The organism is Pantoea sp. Ae19-2 (assembly GCF_059801205.1).
On the sequence record NZ_JBCHWE010000001.1, the window covers coordinates 970,656 to 986,899 of the forward strand.

Here is a 16,244-nt window from a genome sequence, read left to right on the forward strand (position 1 = left end):
TTGCAGACTGGCAAGGCGTTAATCCTCTTCAAACCAGGCGCTGTTTTGCTTGATGACTGGGGTGATCGAAAACATCATGGCCTGCAAATGATGGCGCAACGCCGCCTCAGCCTTGACGGGATCGTTTGCCTTCAGCGCCGCAAAAATAGCATCATGCTGTTCTATCAGGGTTTCGGCGGGCGCAACGTCATTCAGGGTTAAATAGCGTACCCGATCCATGGTGGCTTTGATGTTTTCAACCGTTTCCCACGCCAGCGGACAGCCGATGCTCTCAGCGATGAGGCGATGAAACTCATCGTCCAGGCTTAAGAACATCTGGCTATCGCCACGGGCAGCGGTGATGCGTTGCAGTTGCAGGTTATGCTCCAGCGCCATCAGCCCTGACTCTTCGATTTCCTCAGCAGCGCGACGGACCACGGCAATCTCCACGGCCTCACGAATGAAACGACCATCTTCGACCCGTTTAGCCGAGATCCTGCGCACAAAGGTGCCGCGCTGCGGCAGGATCTGAACCAGACCGGCCTCCGCGAGCTTGATAAAGGCTTCCCGCACCGGCTGACGTGAGAGGTTGAACCGGGCGGAAACCTCTTTTTCCGAGAGCAGTGCGCCCGGCTGAATTACGCACGTCACGATATCGCGGCGCAGATAGCGATAAACCTGCTGATTCACCGGTTCGCTGGTGGTAATGGTGTAAGAAAGTGTCATATCGCTGTCCGTTTTATCTTCGGCCTGGCATCAGGCGATCGCATCAGACCTCAGGACCGGCAATGGCCTGCTGAACGCTGGCACGGGCTCCCTGAGCGGCAAGCAGCAGGTAACAGGCGGTAAGTTGTTTCACCAGCGCATCGTTTTTAGCAAGATCGTCGCCAAATACCCTGCTGATGTTGAGTAACGCCCGCACGCGAGCTTCACCGTCATCACTTTCCGCTACGCAAGTGGCCAGTTGCGCGTTCAGCGGATCGCGGATCTCAATGGGCTCGCCTTTTTCATCCACTGCGCTGACATAGCGCATCCAGGCCGCGATGCCCAGCAGCAGCAACGGACATGGCGTGCCGTGGTCCAGATGCCAACGCAGGCTGTCGAGAAAGCGCTGGGGCAGCTTCTGGGTCCCGTCGGTCGCAATCTGATAAGTCCGATGCTTAATCGCCCGATTGGCAAAGCGGGCGATAAGCGCATCGGCATAGGCGGATAAATCGACATCCTGAATGGTCAGCGTAGGTGCCTGCTCATTGACCATCAGCGCCCGTGCCGCTGCGCGAAACTCGTCATCAGCCATACAGTCGCTGATGTGTTCGTAACCGGCAAGATAGCCAAGGTAAGCTAAAAACGAATGGCTGCCATTGAGCATGCGCAACTTCATCTGCTCAAACGGCAGAACATCCTGCACCAGTTGAGCGCCCGCTTTATCCCAGTCCGGTCGGCCGCTGACAAAATGGTCCTCGATCACCCACTGGAAAAAAGGTTCAGCTTCAACGGCGACCGGATCCCGTGAACCGATGCGCTGGTGCAGGGCGTCAAATGCCGCGTCATTCATGGCGGGCACGATACGGTCCACCATGGTGGAGGGAAAGGTGAGGTTCTGTTGGATATAGTCAGCCAGGGAGGCATCGTACTGCCGGGCCAGCTGCATCACGACATTACGCGTTACGCGGCCGTTTTCTGGCATATTGTCGCAGGACATCACGCTAAATGGCGCGACTCCCCGTTCACGGCGGCGGCGGATTGCCGCGACAATCAGACCCGGCAGAGAGTGCGGCTGGTCCGGCTGCGCCAGATCGTGCTGAATATCCGCGTGCTGAACGTCAAGGTCGCCGCTGGCGGGCAGATGACAGTAGCCTTTCTCTGTCACGGTCATTGATACAATCGCCACGTCAGGCTGACACATTGCCTCAATGACGGCCTCGATACCGTCCGTTTTGCCATGCAGCGCGGACGTGATAATGCCGATTACGCGGGTTTCTACAGCATCGTCGCTCTTCTCTGTCAGCGTGTAGAGCAGGTCCTGTTCCCGCAGCGCCTGAATAAGAGCGCCGCTGTTCAAATTCACCTCGCAGTAACCCCAGTCGCTGCCCAGTTCAGCCAGCTTATCGCTACATAACGCCTGGTGGGCCCGATGAAAGGCACCAAACCCGATGTGTATCATTCGGGTCTTAAGCTGGCTACGGTCGTAGGCGGGGCGCTTAACATCAGCGGGAAGGTGGTCAATTTGCAGCATCATGCATCCTTGTGGCGGAGGGAGCGACAGGCCATTCCGGCGGTAAGGATGAAAAATTACGCGCCCCGCGACTACCATACAAGTTGGCGTGACGAAATTGTGAATGCAATCACGAACTGTTTACATCTAAACCGGGAGTCTTCACTCCCGGTTAACTTAGCTCAGCAAGGCGCACTGCGGTGGCAGGCGACAGCTTAGCGCACCTGGCATAACATCAATCGTAAACTCCTGTCCGGACAGCGGTTCGCCATCGAGATTAAACGTCATCTCATGCGATGAGCGGATCGTCAGGGACGATAGACGGGTGGAAATAATGCTGGGATTGTCCTCATCGCCGCCGGTCAGTGAGTGCAGCAGGGTAGGCAGTAACTCCTGCGCGGTGACCACGCTGATGTCGAGCAGGCCGTCGTTGATCAACGCAGCGGGACACAAACGCTGACCGCCGCCAGCCTGACGGCCGTTACCAATGCCAATGACCAGCGCATCGCCCTGCCAGCTAAAATCAGGTCCGGTGATTTCACAGCTGTCGGGCTTGAGTGTATCCATGCGCATCAGCCCGTGAATGAAGTAGGAAACGCCACCCAAGGCCGACTTCAGTTTTTCCGGCGTTTCAGTGGTAATACGTGTACCGAAGCCGCCGGTCGCCATGTTGATAAAGTAGTGATGCTGATTTACCCGGGCCAGGTCGATATCGTAGGCTTTGCCCTGAATCGCCAGACGCAGCGCAGGCTCGATTTCTTCAGGAATGCCGACGCTGGTCGCAAAATCGTTGGCCGTCCCCAGGGGAATAATGCCTAAGACAGGACGGTCGGCGACGTTGACGGACGCCAGGGCGGTGGCGATTTCATTGACGGTGCCATCGCCGCCGCCTGCCACCACGGTTTCAGCCTGTAATTCCAGGGCTTCTTCGACGTAGCGCTCGCCGTCGCCTTTTTCATACGTCACGCGCACGGCAATGTTGTAGCCCTCATCGCGCAGCTTAGTGACCGCTTCACGTAGATCATCATTGTCTGCGCCTTTACCGTTCAGGATCAGCAGCGTAAGCGATTGTTTGTCCATTATCTGTTCCTTGGAGATCTAAAGCGTAGTGAGTGGTTATAGCATAGCCGGAGAAGAAAAATGATTGGCGAAAAGGAGAAAAAAGAAAACCCGCACGGGGGAGCCGGGCGGGTGAATGAGGTGGATCCAGTTACAGCTGCTGATAATTGTTACTCATTGGTAGCAGGCAGCACTATAGAACAGCAAAATTAAGCCGTCTGTGATCCTACTCTTGCTTTTGTCAAAATGTGTCAAGCTGGCACGCGCGTGGCGTGCGGATCGCGTGTATCCTGACCCGCAGTAAAGTTGCGCAGCAGCAACGCAAATTGCAGGTCAACATCAGGCGGCACCTTCATCCAGACGCGATGTCCGTCTCCCGGCGCCACCTCCGTCGGCTCGCCCCGGCTGTTTTGCAGGGCATCCAGCGTACAAATCAGGTTGCCGGCGGGCGTCATGATCTCCAGGCTGTCGTGCAGGGCAAATTTATTTTTCACCACCACTTCCGCCCAGCCATCACGCAGCTCGCCGCTGAATTCGCCGACAAACTGCTGACGTTCCGAGATGGAATAGCCGTTCTGGTAATTCTGGTAGCTGTCATGGGTATGACGGCGTAAAAAGCCTTCGGTGTAGCCGCGATGCGCCAGGCCCTCCAGCGTTTCCAGCAGAGCGGGATTAAAGGGTTTGCCCTCGGCGGCATCGTCAATGGCTTTGCGATAGACCTGAGCGGTGCGAGCGCAGTAATAGTAGGATTTGGTCCGGCCTTCAATTTTTAATGAGTGAACGCCCATCTGGCTGAGCCGTTCAACATGCGCCACGGCACGCAAGTCTTTCGAATTCATAATGTAGGTGCCGTGCTCATCCTCAAAGGCACTCATCATCTCACCGGGTTTCATCTTCTCTTCCAGCAGAAATACCTTGTCGCTGGGTTGGCCGATGCCCAAGGTTGGCGTGACGTCCTGCACGGTAACCGGCTGATGGATTTCAACAATATTCCCCACCTCATCCTGCTTAGCCTCCTGCAACTGGTATTCCCAGCGGCAGGCATTGGTGCAGGTTCCCTGGTTAGGATCGCGCTTATTCATGTAACCGGAAAGCAGGCAGCGCCCGGAATAGGCCATACACAGCGCACCGTGTACGAACACTTCCAGCTCCATTTCAGGCACCTGCTGGCGAATCTCGGCGATCTCTTCCAGCGACAGTTCACGTGACAAAATCACCCGACTTATCCCCATTTGCTGCCAGAACTTCACCGTTGCCCAGTTGACGGCATTGGCCTGAACGGATAAGTGAATGGGCATGGACGGAAACGCCTCACGCACCAGCATGATTAATCCGGGATCGGACATAATCAACGCGTCCGGCTGCATCTCAATCACCGGCGTTAAGTCGCGGATAAAGGTTTTCAGCTTGGCGTTATGCGGGGCAATATTCACAACGACGTAAAACTTTTTACCCAGTTCATGGGCTTCATTAATGCCCTTCGCCAGGTTTTCATGGCTGAATTCGTTGTTACGCACGCGCAGGCTGTAGCGCGGCTGGCCGGCGTACACGGCGTCCGCGCCGTAGGCAAAGGCGTAACGCATATTCTTCAGCGTCCCGGCTGGAGAAAGCAATTCTGGTTTCATGATGAACTCACTGATATCAGGTCAGCATGCCGCCTGGGCGGCACGTGCAGGGCTAAACCCTGCAAAAGATGCGGAATTGTAGGCAGTGAGAAAAAGGAAGTAAATTGATCTGAATCAATCTAAATCAAATGACAGATATCGGCTTCCCAGCGATAGCCCATGCCGTACACAGCGCGGATAAAGGGCTGCTCGCTGTCCAGATTTTCCAGCTTCCTGCGCAGGTTCTTGATATGGCTGTCGATGGTGCGGTCGGTGACCACGCGATAATCATCATAAAGATGGTTTAACAGTTGCTCACGGGAAAAGACTTTCCCCGGCTCAAGGGACAGCGTTTTTAACAAACGAAATTCAGCGGGGGTTAAATCGAGCGGCTCATCGCGCCAGCTGGCCTGAAAGCGGCTTTCGTGCACTTTCAGCAGCGATGCGACCGGCGCGTCTTCTGGCGAGCGTTTGACGCGACGCAAAATGGTTTTGACGCGCGCAACCACTTCCCGCGGGCTGAACGGCTTACAGACATAGTCGTCTGCGCCAATTTCAAGGCCGAGCAAGCGATCGATCTCTTCCGTACGCGCGGTCACCATAATAATCGGCAGTTCAGAGTCGCGCCGGATTTCACGGCACAGCGTCAGCCCGTCTTTACCTGGCAGCATCAAATCCAGCAGGATAAGATCGGGCGGCGTCTGGTTAACATAATCCAGTACTTCATTGCCGTGCGCCAGGTGATGAGTCCGGTAGTTAGATGCCTGTAAATAATCAATCATCAGTTGTGCCAGCTTGGGTTCATCTTCAACCACAAGGATCAGCGGATACGCGTTTTCCTGATTCATAGTCTTCTAAACGGGAGGAACATAACGCAATTGTAGCGCGATTTTCAGTCCACCTAAATCAGCGTGCGTCGCGGTTATGGTGCCGCCATGCGCATCAACGATGTTTTTACAGATAGCCAGGCCCAGCCCCGAGCCGCCGCTGGCGCGATTGCGTGAACCTTCGGTACGGAAAAAACGCTCGAAAATTTTGGCCTGCTGCTCGCCATCCACCCCGGGTGCGCTGTCTTCAATGATGACTCGCCAGTCGGGCGCGTCATACCAAAGACGTACCCGGACCTCGCCACCGGCATCGGTGTAACGCAGGCTGTTTTCCAGCAGGTTGATAAACAACTGCATCAGGCGATCGGGATCGCCAAAGAAAGGGGCTTCTTCAGGCATGTTCAGATGTAGCGTTAAATCATGAGCCCGGTAGCGCTCAGTAAAGTTGCCTGCGCTGACCTCAATAAGCTGCACCAGATCCGTCGCCTGCTTGCGGTAGGCCAGCGCGCCGACGTCAGAAAGAGAAAGCTGATGTAAATCGTCAACCAGCTTGGTTAACAGGGCAACCTCACTTTGCAATGAGGTAATGGCGTCGGGCGTCAGCTTACGAACGCCATCCTGCATGGCTTCCAGTTCACCGCGTAAAATAGCCAGCGGCGTGCGTAACTCATGGGAGATATCGGCCATAAATGCCCGGCGCATACTTTCATTTTTTTCCAGCGAACGGGCTAACAGGTTAAAGTCATGGGCCAACTGACCCAGCTCATCCTGACTGCTGACCTCAACCCGGGTGGCTAAATTCCCTTCGGCAAGATGATGGGTGCCGTCCACCAGCCTTTTGACCGGCGCCAGTAGGCCCCGCGCCATCAGCCAGGTCACCAGCGCGGCAAGCAGGGTAGAGAGGCCAACGATATACCAACTGGTTCGTCGCTGTTGCTGATCAAAATTAATATCGGTACTGCGCGTCAGGCGTTCAGGCGGGGAGCTGATTATCCAGCCCACGATTTTGCCGTTGCTGGTGGTGATGTTATGACGTATGCCTTCTGGCGGCACCTGTGAACGTGGGCCTACCATCACTTTGTACTGCTGATCGAGCACCCAGAATTGGGTTCGCCAGCCGTGCGGCGGAAGCTGATTACTGCTGTCGGGATTTTGTTCCAGCGATCGCAGCATGGTAAAAATCAGTCGGTCATTATTACGCAGAAAGTCCCAGTTGCCATGCTGCTCGTACTGATCGGCCAGCGCTGCACCCAGCAAATTCAGTCGCTGTTCATTACCACGTTTAATGTAGTCCACGAAGCCATGCTCAAAACTCAGCCTGACGCCCCAGTGCATGGTGATCAGCACCAGCATGCAGGTGGAGAAAATAGCCATAAACAGCTTGGCACCAATGCCAACGCGCAGAAACGATCTCATTCACTTCTCCGGCGTCGCAGATCGACGCTTTTACTCTCTTCTTTCGGAACGCGCCAGAACACCAGCGCAGGCAGAATAATAATCAGGGCCATACAGAGATAAACGTAGATAAAGGCCTGATGGCTTAGCCCGTGGTGCCCCAGCGCCGACTGGCCGAAGGCGCCCAGCAGCAGGCCCGCAACGGTAACGCCGATACTCATGGATAGCTGCATGATCATGGATAACAGACTGTTGCCGCTGGAGGCCAGTTCGTCAGGCAACTCCTTTAGCGTCAGCGTATTCATTGAGGAGAAGCGAATGGCATTCACCATGCCCTGCAGAAACAACACCAGCGGCAACATGGCCGTCCAGCCCAGCATCGCCACCAGCGGAAACAGTAAGACCACCATCGCCAGGCCCACCGTCGATCCCACCAGCACGTTGCGGTAGCCAAACAGGTTAACGATACGGACTACGATGCGTTTCATGCCCATATTTCCCAGCACCATCGCAATCATCATCAAACCGGCATGAAACGGGCTGAAACCCATGCCGATCTGTAAAAAAAGCGGCGTCATAAACGGCAACATTCCGCTGCCGATGCGGCCCGCCAGGCTACCGAGTAAGCCAATAGAGAACACCCGATTATCAAACAGCTTCAGGCTAAACAGCGCATCGTCGTTATGGCGCGCATGTAACAGGTAAAACAGCAGTGACCCCATTCCTGTCAGAATCATCGCCGCCAGCAACAACGCAGAGCCGCCGCTGCTGCGCTGACCATCAAGGGCCAGCGTCAGGGTTGCCATACCGACTGCCAGCAGGATAAAACCCAGAAAATCGAAGCGTCGTGGCGGCATGGCGTAGTTGGGTAACAGCTTTAAGGTGGCGATGGCGCCGATCACACCAACCGGGATGTTAATCAGGAAAATCCAGTGCCAGCTGGCATATTCCACCAGCACTCCGCCAAGCGCCGGACCCAGTAGCGGACCCACCTGGCCGGGCAGGGTGACGAATGTCATTGCAGACATATATTGATCGCGCGGCACAATGCGCATCACCGTCAGGCGACCCACCGGCACCATCATGGCGCCGCCGATGCCCTGCAGTACCCGCGCGACGAGCAGCTGATCCAGCGTGTTCGATAACCCACACATCAGCGACCCCAGGCTAAACAGAACGATGGCGCTAAAGAAGATATTTCTGACGCCAAACCGATCGGCCAGCCAGCCGCTCAGCGGCAGCGTCACCGCCACCGTTAACACATACGCGACAATGACCGAATGCATATGCAGCGGGCTCACGCCCAGATCCTGAGCCATTGACGGGATCGCCGTGTTGACGATCGTGGTATCCAGCGCCTGCATAAAGAAGCCAAAGGCGACAATCCATAACTGCCAACGGACAGTTACGCTCTGCATGATAGTGACCCCTTAATGCTGAGTGGCATTGATCGTCTGGGTGCGCTTTTTACGACGCAGTTTATCCATCATTAAGTACACCACCGGCGTGGTATACAGGGTGAGCAACTGACTCATGATCAGGCCACCCGCAATGGTAATGCCTAACGGCTGGCGCAGTTCCGCGCCATCTCCGCTGGTCAGCACCAGCGGGAGTGCGCCAAACAACGCTGCCAGGGTGGTCATTAAAATAGGGCGAAAACGCAGCAGGCAGGCCTGAAAAATGGCATCGCGCGGACTCAGGTTACCGTTGCGCTCTGCCTCAAGAGCAAAGTCCACCATCATGATGGCGTTCTTTTTCACGATCCCGATTAATAACAGAATACCGATTAGGGCAATCAGGCTGAACGGCGTATCAAACAGCGCCAGCGCCAGCAGCGCACCGACGCCCGCCGAAGGCAGCGTGGAAAGAATGGTTAACGGGTGCACATAGCTTTCATAAAGAATGCCCAGCACAATGTAGACCGCCGCAATGGCGGCCAGCATCAGCCACAGCTGGCTGCTCTGTGACTGCTGGAAAGCCTGCGCGGTACCGGCGAAGCTGCCACGCACGCTGGAGGGTACGCCCAGCGCGGTCATGGTGCGCTCAATGGCCTCCGACGCCTGCGACAGCGAAACGCCTTCTGGCAGGTTAAAGGAAATGGTTGATGCGGCAGACAGCCCCTCGTGGTTGACTGACAAGGGTGCGTTAGCCGGTTGCCATTTGGCGAACCAGGCGAGCGGAATCGGTTTGCCCTCGCTGTTGATCACAAACATCTGATTCAGGGCGCTAATGTCCTGGGTGTAACGGGGATCCACTTCCATGACGACCTTGTACTGATTCAGCGGCTGATAAATAGTGGAAATCTGCCGCTGCCCAAAGGCATCATTTAACAGGGCGTTGGCTTCTGAAACGTTGATCCCCAGCCGGGCCATGCTGGTGCGGTCATAGGTCAGGGCCATTTCACTGCCCTTATCCTGTTGGTCGGAGTTGACGTCAGCCAGTTCCGGCAGGGCAGTAAAGGCCTGACGGATTTTAGGTTCCCAGGTGCGCAGCGCAGCAAGGTCGTCTGACAGCAGCGAGTACTGATAGCTGGCATTGGCTTCGCGACCGCCCACCCGGATATCCTGCACCGCATTAAGATACAGATTGGCACCGGGTTCGTTCGCCAGTTTGGCACGCAGGCGGGCAATCACCGCCTGCGCCGTGTCTTTCCGTTCAGACAGGGGTTTCAGAGAAATAAACATCAACCCCATGTTGGTGCGCATGCCGCCGGTAAAGCCTACCACGCTGGAAACGTCCGGATCGGCGCCAACAATTTTCATGAAATCTTCCAGCTTGCCGCGCATCGCCTGGAACGAAATACTTTGGTCAGCCGAAATAAAGCCAGACAGGCGGCCGGTGTCCTGCTCGGGCAGGAAGGTTTTGGGAATACTGATAAACAGCCATACCGTCAGAGCCACGGTGCCCACCAGCAGGAGCAGCACCCAGCGGGCATGATTGAGCACAACGGTCAGCGAGCGGGCATAACCGCGCTGAACCGCCAGCAGCAGCCGTCCAACGCCCCGTCGCTGAGGTTGACTGCGCGGCGCGTGGGGTTTGAGCAGATAAGCACACATCATTGGCGTGAGCGTGACCGAGACAAACAGGGAAATCAGAATGGCGACCGACAGGGTGATTGAGAATTCGGCAAAAAAGCGACCAATCAATCCGCCTGTCATAAGCAGCGGCAGGAAGACCGCGATTAAGGAGAGGCTCATCGACAGCACGGTAAAGCCGACTTCACGCACCCCTTTCAGTGCGGCCGCCATCGGTTTCATCCCGGCTTCCACATGGCGGGCGATGTTTTCCAGCACCACAATCGCATCATCCACCACAAAACCCGTGGCGATCGTCAGGGCCATCAGCGACAGGTTATTCAGGCTAAAGCCGCACAAATACATTGCGGCGAAGGTGCCGATCAGGGATACCGGCACGGCAACGGCGGGGATCAGCGTGGCGCGGCCGGAGCGTAAAAACACGAACACCACCAGAATGACCAACGCAACGGCAATCATCAGCGACTGCTCCACTTCCTCAAGAGAGGCGCGGATGGTAGGGGAGCGGTCCTGAGCCACCTCAAGGTTGATGGCAGCCGGAATGATCTCGTGCAGTTCGGGCAGTTCGGCACGAATGCGATCCACCGTTTCAATCACGTTCGCATCGGCGGTTTTTCGTATCACCAGTAACACTGCCGGTTTACCGCGCGACATCCCGGCGTTGCGCACGTCCTGGACTGAATCCTGCACCGTGGCAACATCCGACAGGCGCACCGCCGCGCCGTTGTTGTAGTGCACCACCAGCGGCTGATATTCACTGGCAGTTTGTAGCGCATCGTTAGTGCGCAGCTGCCAGCGCTGCTGGCCGTCTTCCACCGCGCCCTGTGGGCGGCGCTGGTTGGCGTTGGAAATCGTCTGCCGTACTGCATCCAGCGAAACGCCCTGGTTAAACAGCGCCTGCGGATTCAACGCCACGCGCACCGCGGGCAAAGAGCTGCCGCCCACGGTCACATCGCCCACGCCGTTAATCTGCGACAGCTTCTGCGCCAGCTGTGTGGACGCGTAATCGTAAAGCTGAGCCGGGCTGTACAGGTCTGAGGTCAGCGTCATGATCATGATCGGTGCATCAGACGGGTTCGCTTTGCGGTAGGTCGGGCGCGAAGGCATTCCCGTGGGAAGCAGACTCTGCGCGGCATTGATCGCCGCCTGCACATCCCGCGCCGCGCCATTGATGTCACGATCGAAATCGAAAACCATAATGATGCGGGTCGATCCCAGGGAGCTGGTGGAGGTCATCTCACTCACGCCCGCGATGCGGCCCAGCGAGCGCTCCAGCGGCGTGGCAACCGAGGAGGCCATGGTTTCCGGCGAGGCTCCGGGCAGAGAAGCCGACACCATTATGACCGGAAAATCCACCTGCGGCAGCGGCGCGACCGGCAGCAGGCGGAACCCCAGTATCCCCGCCAGCGCAATCGCCAGCGTGAGCAGCGTGGTGGCTACCGGCCGATGGATGAACAGCGCAAAGAACTTCACGACGGTTCCTCCGTGTGACCGATGCGGCGACGCAGATTGTGCGCCAGACGGTCAAACAGCAGATAAATCACTGGTGTGGTAAACAGGGTCAGAACCTGGCTCAGTATCAGGCCGCCGACCATGGCAATCCCCAGCGGTTGCCGTAATTCTGCGCCAACGCCGGTGCTGAGCATCAGCGGTAACGCCCCCAGCAGCGCCGCCAGGGTGGTCATCAGAATGGGGCGGAAGCGCAGCAAACAGGCCTGGTAAATGGCGTCATAGGGCTTCATGCCCTGTTCCCGCTCGGCGGCAAGGGCGAAGTCAATCATCATGATGGCGTTCTTTTTCACGATACCAATCAGCAAAATGATGCCGATGATCGCCACAATATCCAGCTCGTTACCGCTTATCATCAGGGCCAGCAGCGCACCTACGCCCGCAGTAGGTAGCGTTGAAAGAATGGTAATGGGATGGATAAAACTCTCATACAGGACGCCCAGGACGATGTACATCGCCACGACCGCCGCCACAATCAGCCACACCGTGCTGGTCAATGCGGCCTCAAAGGCCAGCGTGCTGCCCTGGAACTGGGTCATCACCTCTGACGGCATGCCAAGCTGTTCCTCGGCCTGGATGATGGCTTTTGTTGCGTCTTCCAGAGAGTAGCCTTTTGCCACATCAAACGAGAAAGTGGCAGACGGAAACTGGCTCAGGTGGTTGATCGTTAAGGGCGCATGGCGCTGCTCAATACTGGCGATAGCATTAAGGGGAACGCTGCCGCCATCGGTACTGGTCAGGCGAATGCCATCCAGACTTGGCAGGCCCTGGATCGCGCTGTTGTCCTGTTCCAGCACCACGCGGTACTGATTTGCCTGGGTATAAATGGTGGAGATCAGCCGCTGACCAAAGGCGTCGTAGAGCGCATTGTCCACATCTGCCATGCTGATGCCCAACCGGCTGGCGCTGTCGCGATCGACCTTGATATAGGCTTCCAGGCCCTGATCCTGCCAGTCGCTGCTGACATCACGCAGCGCGGGCAATTTCTGCAAGGCACTTACCAGGGCGGGCACCCAGGTGCTGAGTGAGTCCAGCGACCCGGACTGCAGCGTGAACTGATAGGGCGTTCGGCTGGCCTGGGTATCGATTGTCAAATCCTGAACCGCCTGCAGCCATAACGTCACGCCGGGGATCTTGCTGACTTGCTGTTGCAGGCGTTGCTGAATCTCAGGAATACGTTCGCTGCGCGCATCCAGCGGTTTAAGGTTTATCTGCAACCGGGCACTGTTAAGGGATGGATTGGTGCCGTCCACGCCCACAAACGAGGTGAGACTTTGCACCGGCGGATCTTTCATAATCACCGAGGCGACGTCGCGGGTGCGTTCCGCCATACTGGCATAGGACACCGACTGCGGGGCCTGCAGGGTGCCCTGAATAATGCCGTTGTCCTGCTGCGGGAAAAACCCTTTGGGAATGGCGATCCATAACAGCACGGTAAGCAGCAGGGTCCCCAGCGCCACGGACAGCGTCAGCCAGGGATGATTGAGCACCCGGCTCAGCCCCCGGCCGTAAACCGCGATGATACGATCAAACATCGCTTCGCTGGCGCGGGAAAAGCGGTTCTGCCTGCGCAGTGATTCGGCGCTGAGCATGCGTGCACACATCATCGGCGTCAGGGTGAGCGACACCACGGCCGAAATCAGAATCGCCACCGCCAGCGTGACCGCAAACTCCCGGAACAGACGACCAATCACATCGCCCATAAACAGTAACGGGATCAATACCGCAATCAGTGAAAAGGTCAGCGAGATAATGGTAAAGCCGATTTCGCCGGCGCCCTTCAGGGCGGCGGTCATGGGTTTTTCGCCTTTCTCGATATAGCGTGAGATGTTCTCGATCACGACGATGGCATCATCCACCACAAAGCCCGTGGCGATGGTGAGCGCCATCAGCGTCAGGTTGTTGATCGAAAACCCCAGGAAGTACATCGCGGCGAAGGTGCCGATCAGCGACAGCGGCACCGCCACGGCCGGAATAATGGTTGCAGGGACGTTGCGAAGAAACAGGTAGATAATCATCACCACCAGCCCCATCGCCAGCATCAGTTCATGCTGTGTGTCAGTGACCGACGCGCGAATATTAGTGGTGCGGTCTGTCACCAGCTTCACGTCTACGGATTTAGGCAGGCTGGCAATCAGCGACGGCAGCATGGCACGAATGTTATCGGCCGTGGCGATAATGTTGGCACCGGGTTGGCGCTGCACATTCAGCACGATAGCCGGTTCACGATTAGACCAGGCCCCCAGCCAGCTGTTTTCTGCGCCCTGATCGATGGTCGCCACGTCGGCCAGCCGCACCGGAGCGCCATTTTTATAACTGACGATCAGCTGGCGATAATCCTCCACGGATTTCATCTGATCATTGGCGGAAAGGGTGACCGAGCGGGTAGGGCCATCCAGGCTGCCTTTCGCGGAGTTAACGTTAGCATTCGTGATGGCCGTACGTACCGCTTCACTGGTCAGCCCCATAGCGGCCAGCGCCTGGGTGTTCATTTTCACGCGCACGGCGGGACGTTGACCGCCCGTCAGCGTGACCAGACCAACGCCCGTGACCTGGGATATTTTCTGTGCCACGCGCGTTTCCACCATATCCTGCACCTGGGTTAATGGCATGCTGGTGGTGGTGACGGCCAGGGTCATGATCGGCGGATCGGCCGGGTTCACTTTGCTGTAAACCGGCGGGTTAGGCAGATCGTTGGGCAGCAGGTTGCTGGCGGAGTTGATCGCCGCCTGCACTTCCTGCTCTGCCACGTCGAGCGGCAGGGTCAGCTGAAACTGCAGAGTAACGATGGAGGCGCCGCCAGAACTTTGTGATGCCATCTGCTTGAGTCCGGACATCTGGCCGAACTGACGTTCAAGGGGCGCGGTAATCGAAGAGGTCACCACATCCGGGCTGGCCCCGGGATAGAGGGTAACGACCTGAATGGTGGGATAGTCCACTTCCGGCAGGGCGGAGACCGGCAAAAAGCGGTAACCCAAAATCCCAGCCAGAAGAATGGCGATCATCAGTAAGGTCGTTGCGACCGGACGCAGGATAAACTGGCGTGACGGCCCTCCGCTGTGGTCAGGAGGCATAACCTGCATTACTCAGATTCCCCTTTTGACGGCAAGCTGGCACGGGTCTCTTTTGTGGCGCGACTCTGTGCGGCAACCACTTCGACTTTTGCCCCTTCCGTCAGGCGGTCCAGCCCGTCGGTAACGACGCGGTCGCCTGCGTTGAGTCCGGCGCTGATCACTACTTTTTGGCTGTCCTGCAGTCCGGCGGTTACGCTTTTCTTACTGACCTTGTCTTCATTGTTGATCACCCAGACAAAGTGGCCTTCATTGCCCATTTGCAGCGCGGCGGCAGGAATAACCACTGCATCCTGCAAGGTATTCACCTTCAGCCGGGCGTTGACGAACTGGTTCGGGAAGAGCAGGTCATCCTGATTATCAAAGCGCGCTTTGATTTTGATCGTACCGGTCGTGGCGTCGATCTGGTTATCCAGACTGAGCAGCTTACCGCGGGTGATTAAATGTTGATTGCTGCGATCCCAGGCTTCTACCAGCAAGGGTTCACCACTTTTCTGCGCCTGCATGATCTGACTAATATTATTCTCAGCGACGCTGAACACCACGTCCACCGGATGCGTTTGCGTAATCACCACTAAGCCATTGGTATCGCCGCTGGTAATGTAGTTGCCAATATCAACCTGCTTCAGGCCTACACGGCCATCAATCGGCGAGGTGATGCGGCTGTAAGTCAGATTCAGTTGGGCGCTGGCAACACTGCCTTCGTCGGCTTTAATGGTGCCCATGGTTTCACTGACCAGGGCGTTCTGTGTGTCCAGATCCTGCTGAGACACCAGCGACGTTTTCGCCAGTTTTTGATAACGGGCTAAATCGCGGCGTGCGTTAGCCAGAGTTGCCTGATCGCGTGCCAACTGGCCCTGCGCCTGCATGAGCGCAACCTGATAGGGGCGCGGGTCAATCTCCGCTAACAACTGCCCGGCTTTGACCTGCTGACCTTCCGTGAAGTGGATGGACATCAGGTTTCCATCAACCCTGCTGCGGACCGTCACGGTATTGGCGGCCGTCACGGTGCCTAACCCATTAAGGTATTGCGGCACACTTTCTGTCACCGCGCTGGCCGCCTGAACGGGAGCCAGCGGTTTGTGCGCGCCATTGCCTCTTTTGCCATGTGCTGACTGACCAGACAGGTCACCGTCGCTGCTGGGCTGTGCCGGATGTTTCCACCAGTAATAGCCGCCTGCGGCTACGGCAATGACCACCAGCACAATCAGACCTTTTTTCATAACAGGGTATCGGTTGTTCATTGTTGTTGTCGCTCTCCAGCCATGTCTTTCCAGGGCGCGGGCTTAAACGGTAGCCTGCAAACCACGAATTGTAGTCGTCCCTGACGGTAAAAATTTGAAGGAATTAAGGATATCTGTCAGCACAGCGTAATTATGTTCTTTTTCTGAACAGACGTGGCCGTTTAATTGCCGTCCGTCAACAGAATGCGTTTCATAAAGTTTGCCACAGGATAACGGGTGATGAGCCGCTGTTGTCAGGAAATAACATGTTGAAATTTGATGAAGGGCAACACGGGTAAACGTCAGAGAGGCAATGTTCGCCAGGCG

At 56.6% G+C, this 16,244-nt stretch carries 11 protein-coding genes; 1 reads left to right on the top strand and 10 read right to left on the bottom strand.

Annotation, left to right across the window (positions count from 1 at the left end):
• Positions 1 to 18 precede the first annotated feature (18 nt).
• The 3 genes from AAIE03_RS04545 to yegS form a co-directional block, all read right to left on the bottom strand.
• Positions 19 to 705, bottom strand: coding sequence for a GntR family transcriptional regulator (locus tag AAIE03_RS04545; RefSeq protein ID WP_015699924.1), 687 nt, complete (start codon positions 703 to 705; stop codon positions 19 to 21).
• A gap of 43 nt (positions 706 to 748) precedes the next feature.
• Positions 749 to 2,215 carry a mannitol dehydrogenase family protein gene (locus AAIE03_RS04550; protein WP_498563162.1) on the bottom strand — a complete coding sequence of 489 codons (1,467 nt, stop codon included), beginning with the start codon at positions 2,213 to 2,215 and terminating at the stop codon, positions 749 to 751.
• Positions 2,216 to 2,371: 156 nt separating this feature from the next.
• Positions 2,372 to 3,274, bottom strand: coding sequence for a lipid kinase YegS (gene yegS / locus AAIE03_RS04555; protein ID WP_498562821.1), 903 nt, complete (start codon positions 3,272 to 3,274; stop codon positions 2,372 to 2,374).
• A gap of 60 nt (positions 3,275 to 3,334) precedes the next feature.
• Between yegS and AAIE03_RS04560 the strand changes: the two genes are divergently transcribed.
• Positions 3,335 to 3,466 (top strand): hypothetical protein, encoded by a 132-nt coding sequence (locus AAIE03_RS04560; RefSeq protein ID WP_019106532.1) that lies wholly within the window; start codon positions 3,335 to 3,337, stop codon positions 3,464 to 3,466.
• A gap of 38 nt (positions 3,467 to 3,504) precedes the next feature.
• On the opposite strand, the gene trhP is transcribed toward AAIE03_RS04560, so the two are convergent.
• The 7 genes from trhP to AAIE03_RS04595 form a co-directional block, all read right to left on the bottom strand.
• Positions 3,505 to 4,881: a prephenate-dependent tRNA uridine(34) hydroxylase TrhP gene (gene trhP, locus AAIE03_RS04565; RefSeq protein ID WP_498563163.1), complete on the bottom strand. Its 1,377-nt coding sequence runs from the start codon at positions 4,879 to 4,881 to the stop codon at positions 3,505 to 3,507.
• Positions 4,882 to 4,997: 116 nt separating this feature from the next.
• Positions 4,998 to 5,705 carry an envelope stress response regulator BaeR gene (baeR, locus tag AAIE03_RS04570; RefSeq protein ID WP_013026399.1) on the bottom strand — a complete coding sequence of 236 codons (708 nt, stop codon included), beginning with the start codon at positions 5,703 to 5,705 and terminating at the stop codon, positions 4,998 to 5,000.
• Positions 5,706 to 5,711: 6 nt separating this feature from the next.
• A complete protein-coding gene (gene baeS / locus AAIE03_RS04575) occupies positions 5,712 to 7,100 on the bottom strand; it encodes an envelope stress sensor histidine kinase BaeS (RefSeq protein ID WP_015699928.1) in 1,389 nt (462 codons plus the stop codon).
• Positions 7,097 to 8,497, bottom strand: a complete 1,401-nt coding sequence (locus AAIE03_RS04580) for an MFS transporter (RefSeq protein ID WP_498562822.1) — start codon at positions 8,495 to 8,497, stop codon at positions 7,097 to 7,099. Before AAIE03_RS04580 ends, baeS begins: the two co-directional genes overlap by 4 nt.
• A gap of 12 nt (positions 8,498 to 8,509) precedes the next feature.
• Positions 8,510 to 11,587, bottom strand: coding sequence for a multidrug efflux RND transporter permease subunit MdtC (gene mdtC, locus AAIE03_RS04585; protein WP_498562823.1), 3,078 nt, complete (start codon positions 11,585 to 11,587; stop codon positions 8,510 to 8,512).
• The gene (locus AAIE03_RS04590) at positions 11,584 to 14,706 is read right to left on the bottom strand and encodes an MdtB/MuxB family multidrug efflux RND transporter permease subunit (protein ID WP_498562824.1); all 3,123 of its coding nucleotides are present in this window, start codon (positions 14,704 to 14,706) and stop codon (positions 11,584 to 11,586) included. Before AAIE03_RS04590 ends, mdtC begins: the two co-directional genes overlap by 4 nt.
• On the bottom strand, positions 14,706 to 15,938 hold the full coding sequence (locus AAIE03_RS04595) for an MdtA/MuxA family multidrug efflux RND transporter periplasmic adaptor subunit (protein ID WP_498562825.1): 1,233 nt from the start codon (positions 15,936 to 15,938) through the stop codon (positions 14,706 to 14,708). The genes AAIE03_RS04590 and AAIE03_RS04595 overlap by 1 nt, the downstream gene beginning before the upstream one ends.
• Positions 15,939 to 16,244: the final 306 nt, after the last annotated feature.

Excerpts from the sequence above, each read along its gene's own strand:
- AAIE03_RS04545 (WP_015699924.1), bottom strand. The coding sequence starts at position 705 with ATGACACTTTCTTACACCATTACCACCAGCGAACCGGTGAATCAGCAG.
- AAIE03_RS04550 (WP_498563162.1), bottom strand. The coding sequence starts at position 2,215 with ATGCTGCAAATTGACCACCTTCCCGCTGATGTTAAGCGCCCCGCCTAC.
- yegS (WP_498562821.1), bottom strand. The coding sequence starts at position 3,274 with ATGGACAAACAATCGCTTACGCTGCTGATCCTGAACGGTAAAGGCGCA.
- AAIE03_RS04560 (WP_019106532.1), top strand. The coding sequence starts at position 3,335 with ATGATTGGCGAAAAGGAGAAAAAAGAAAACCCGCACGGGGGAGCCGGG.
- baeR (WP_013026399.1), bottom strand. The coding sequence starts at position 5,705 with ATGAATCAGGAAAACGCGTATCCGCTGATCCTTGTGGTTGAAGATGAA.
- baeS (WP_015699928.1), bottom strand. The coding sequence starts at position 7,100 with ATGAGATCGTTTCTGCGCGTTGGCATTGGTGCCAAGCTGTTTATGGCT.
- AAIE03_RS04580 (WP_498562822.1), bottom strand. The coding sequence starts at position 8,497 with ATGCAGAGCGTAACTGTCCGTTGGCAGTTATGGATTGTCGCCTTTGGC.
- AAIE03_RS04590 (WP_498562824.1), bottom strand. The coding sequence starts at position 14,706 with ATGCAGGTTATGCCTCCTGACCACAGCGGAGGGCCGTCACGCCAGTTT.
- AAIE03_RS04595 (WP_498562825.1), bottom strand. The coding sequence starts at position 15,938 with ATGAACAACCGATACCCTGTTATGAAAAAAGGTCTGATTGTGCTGGTG.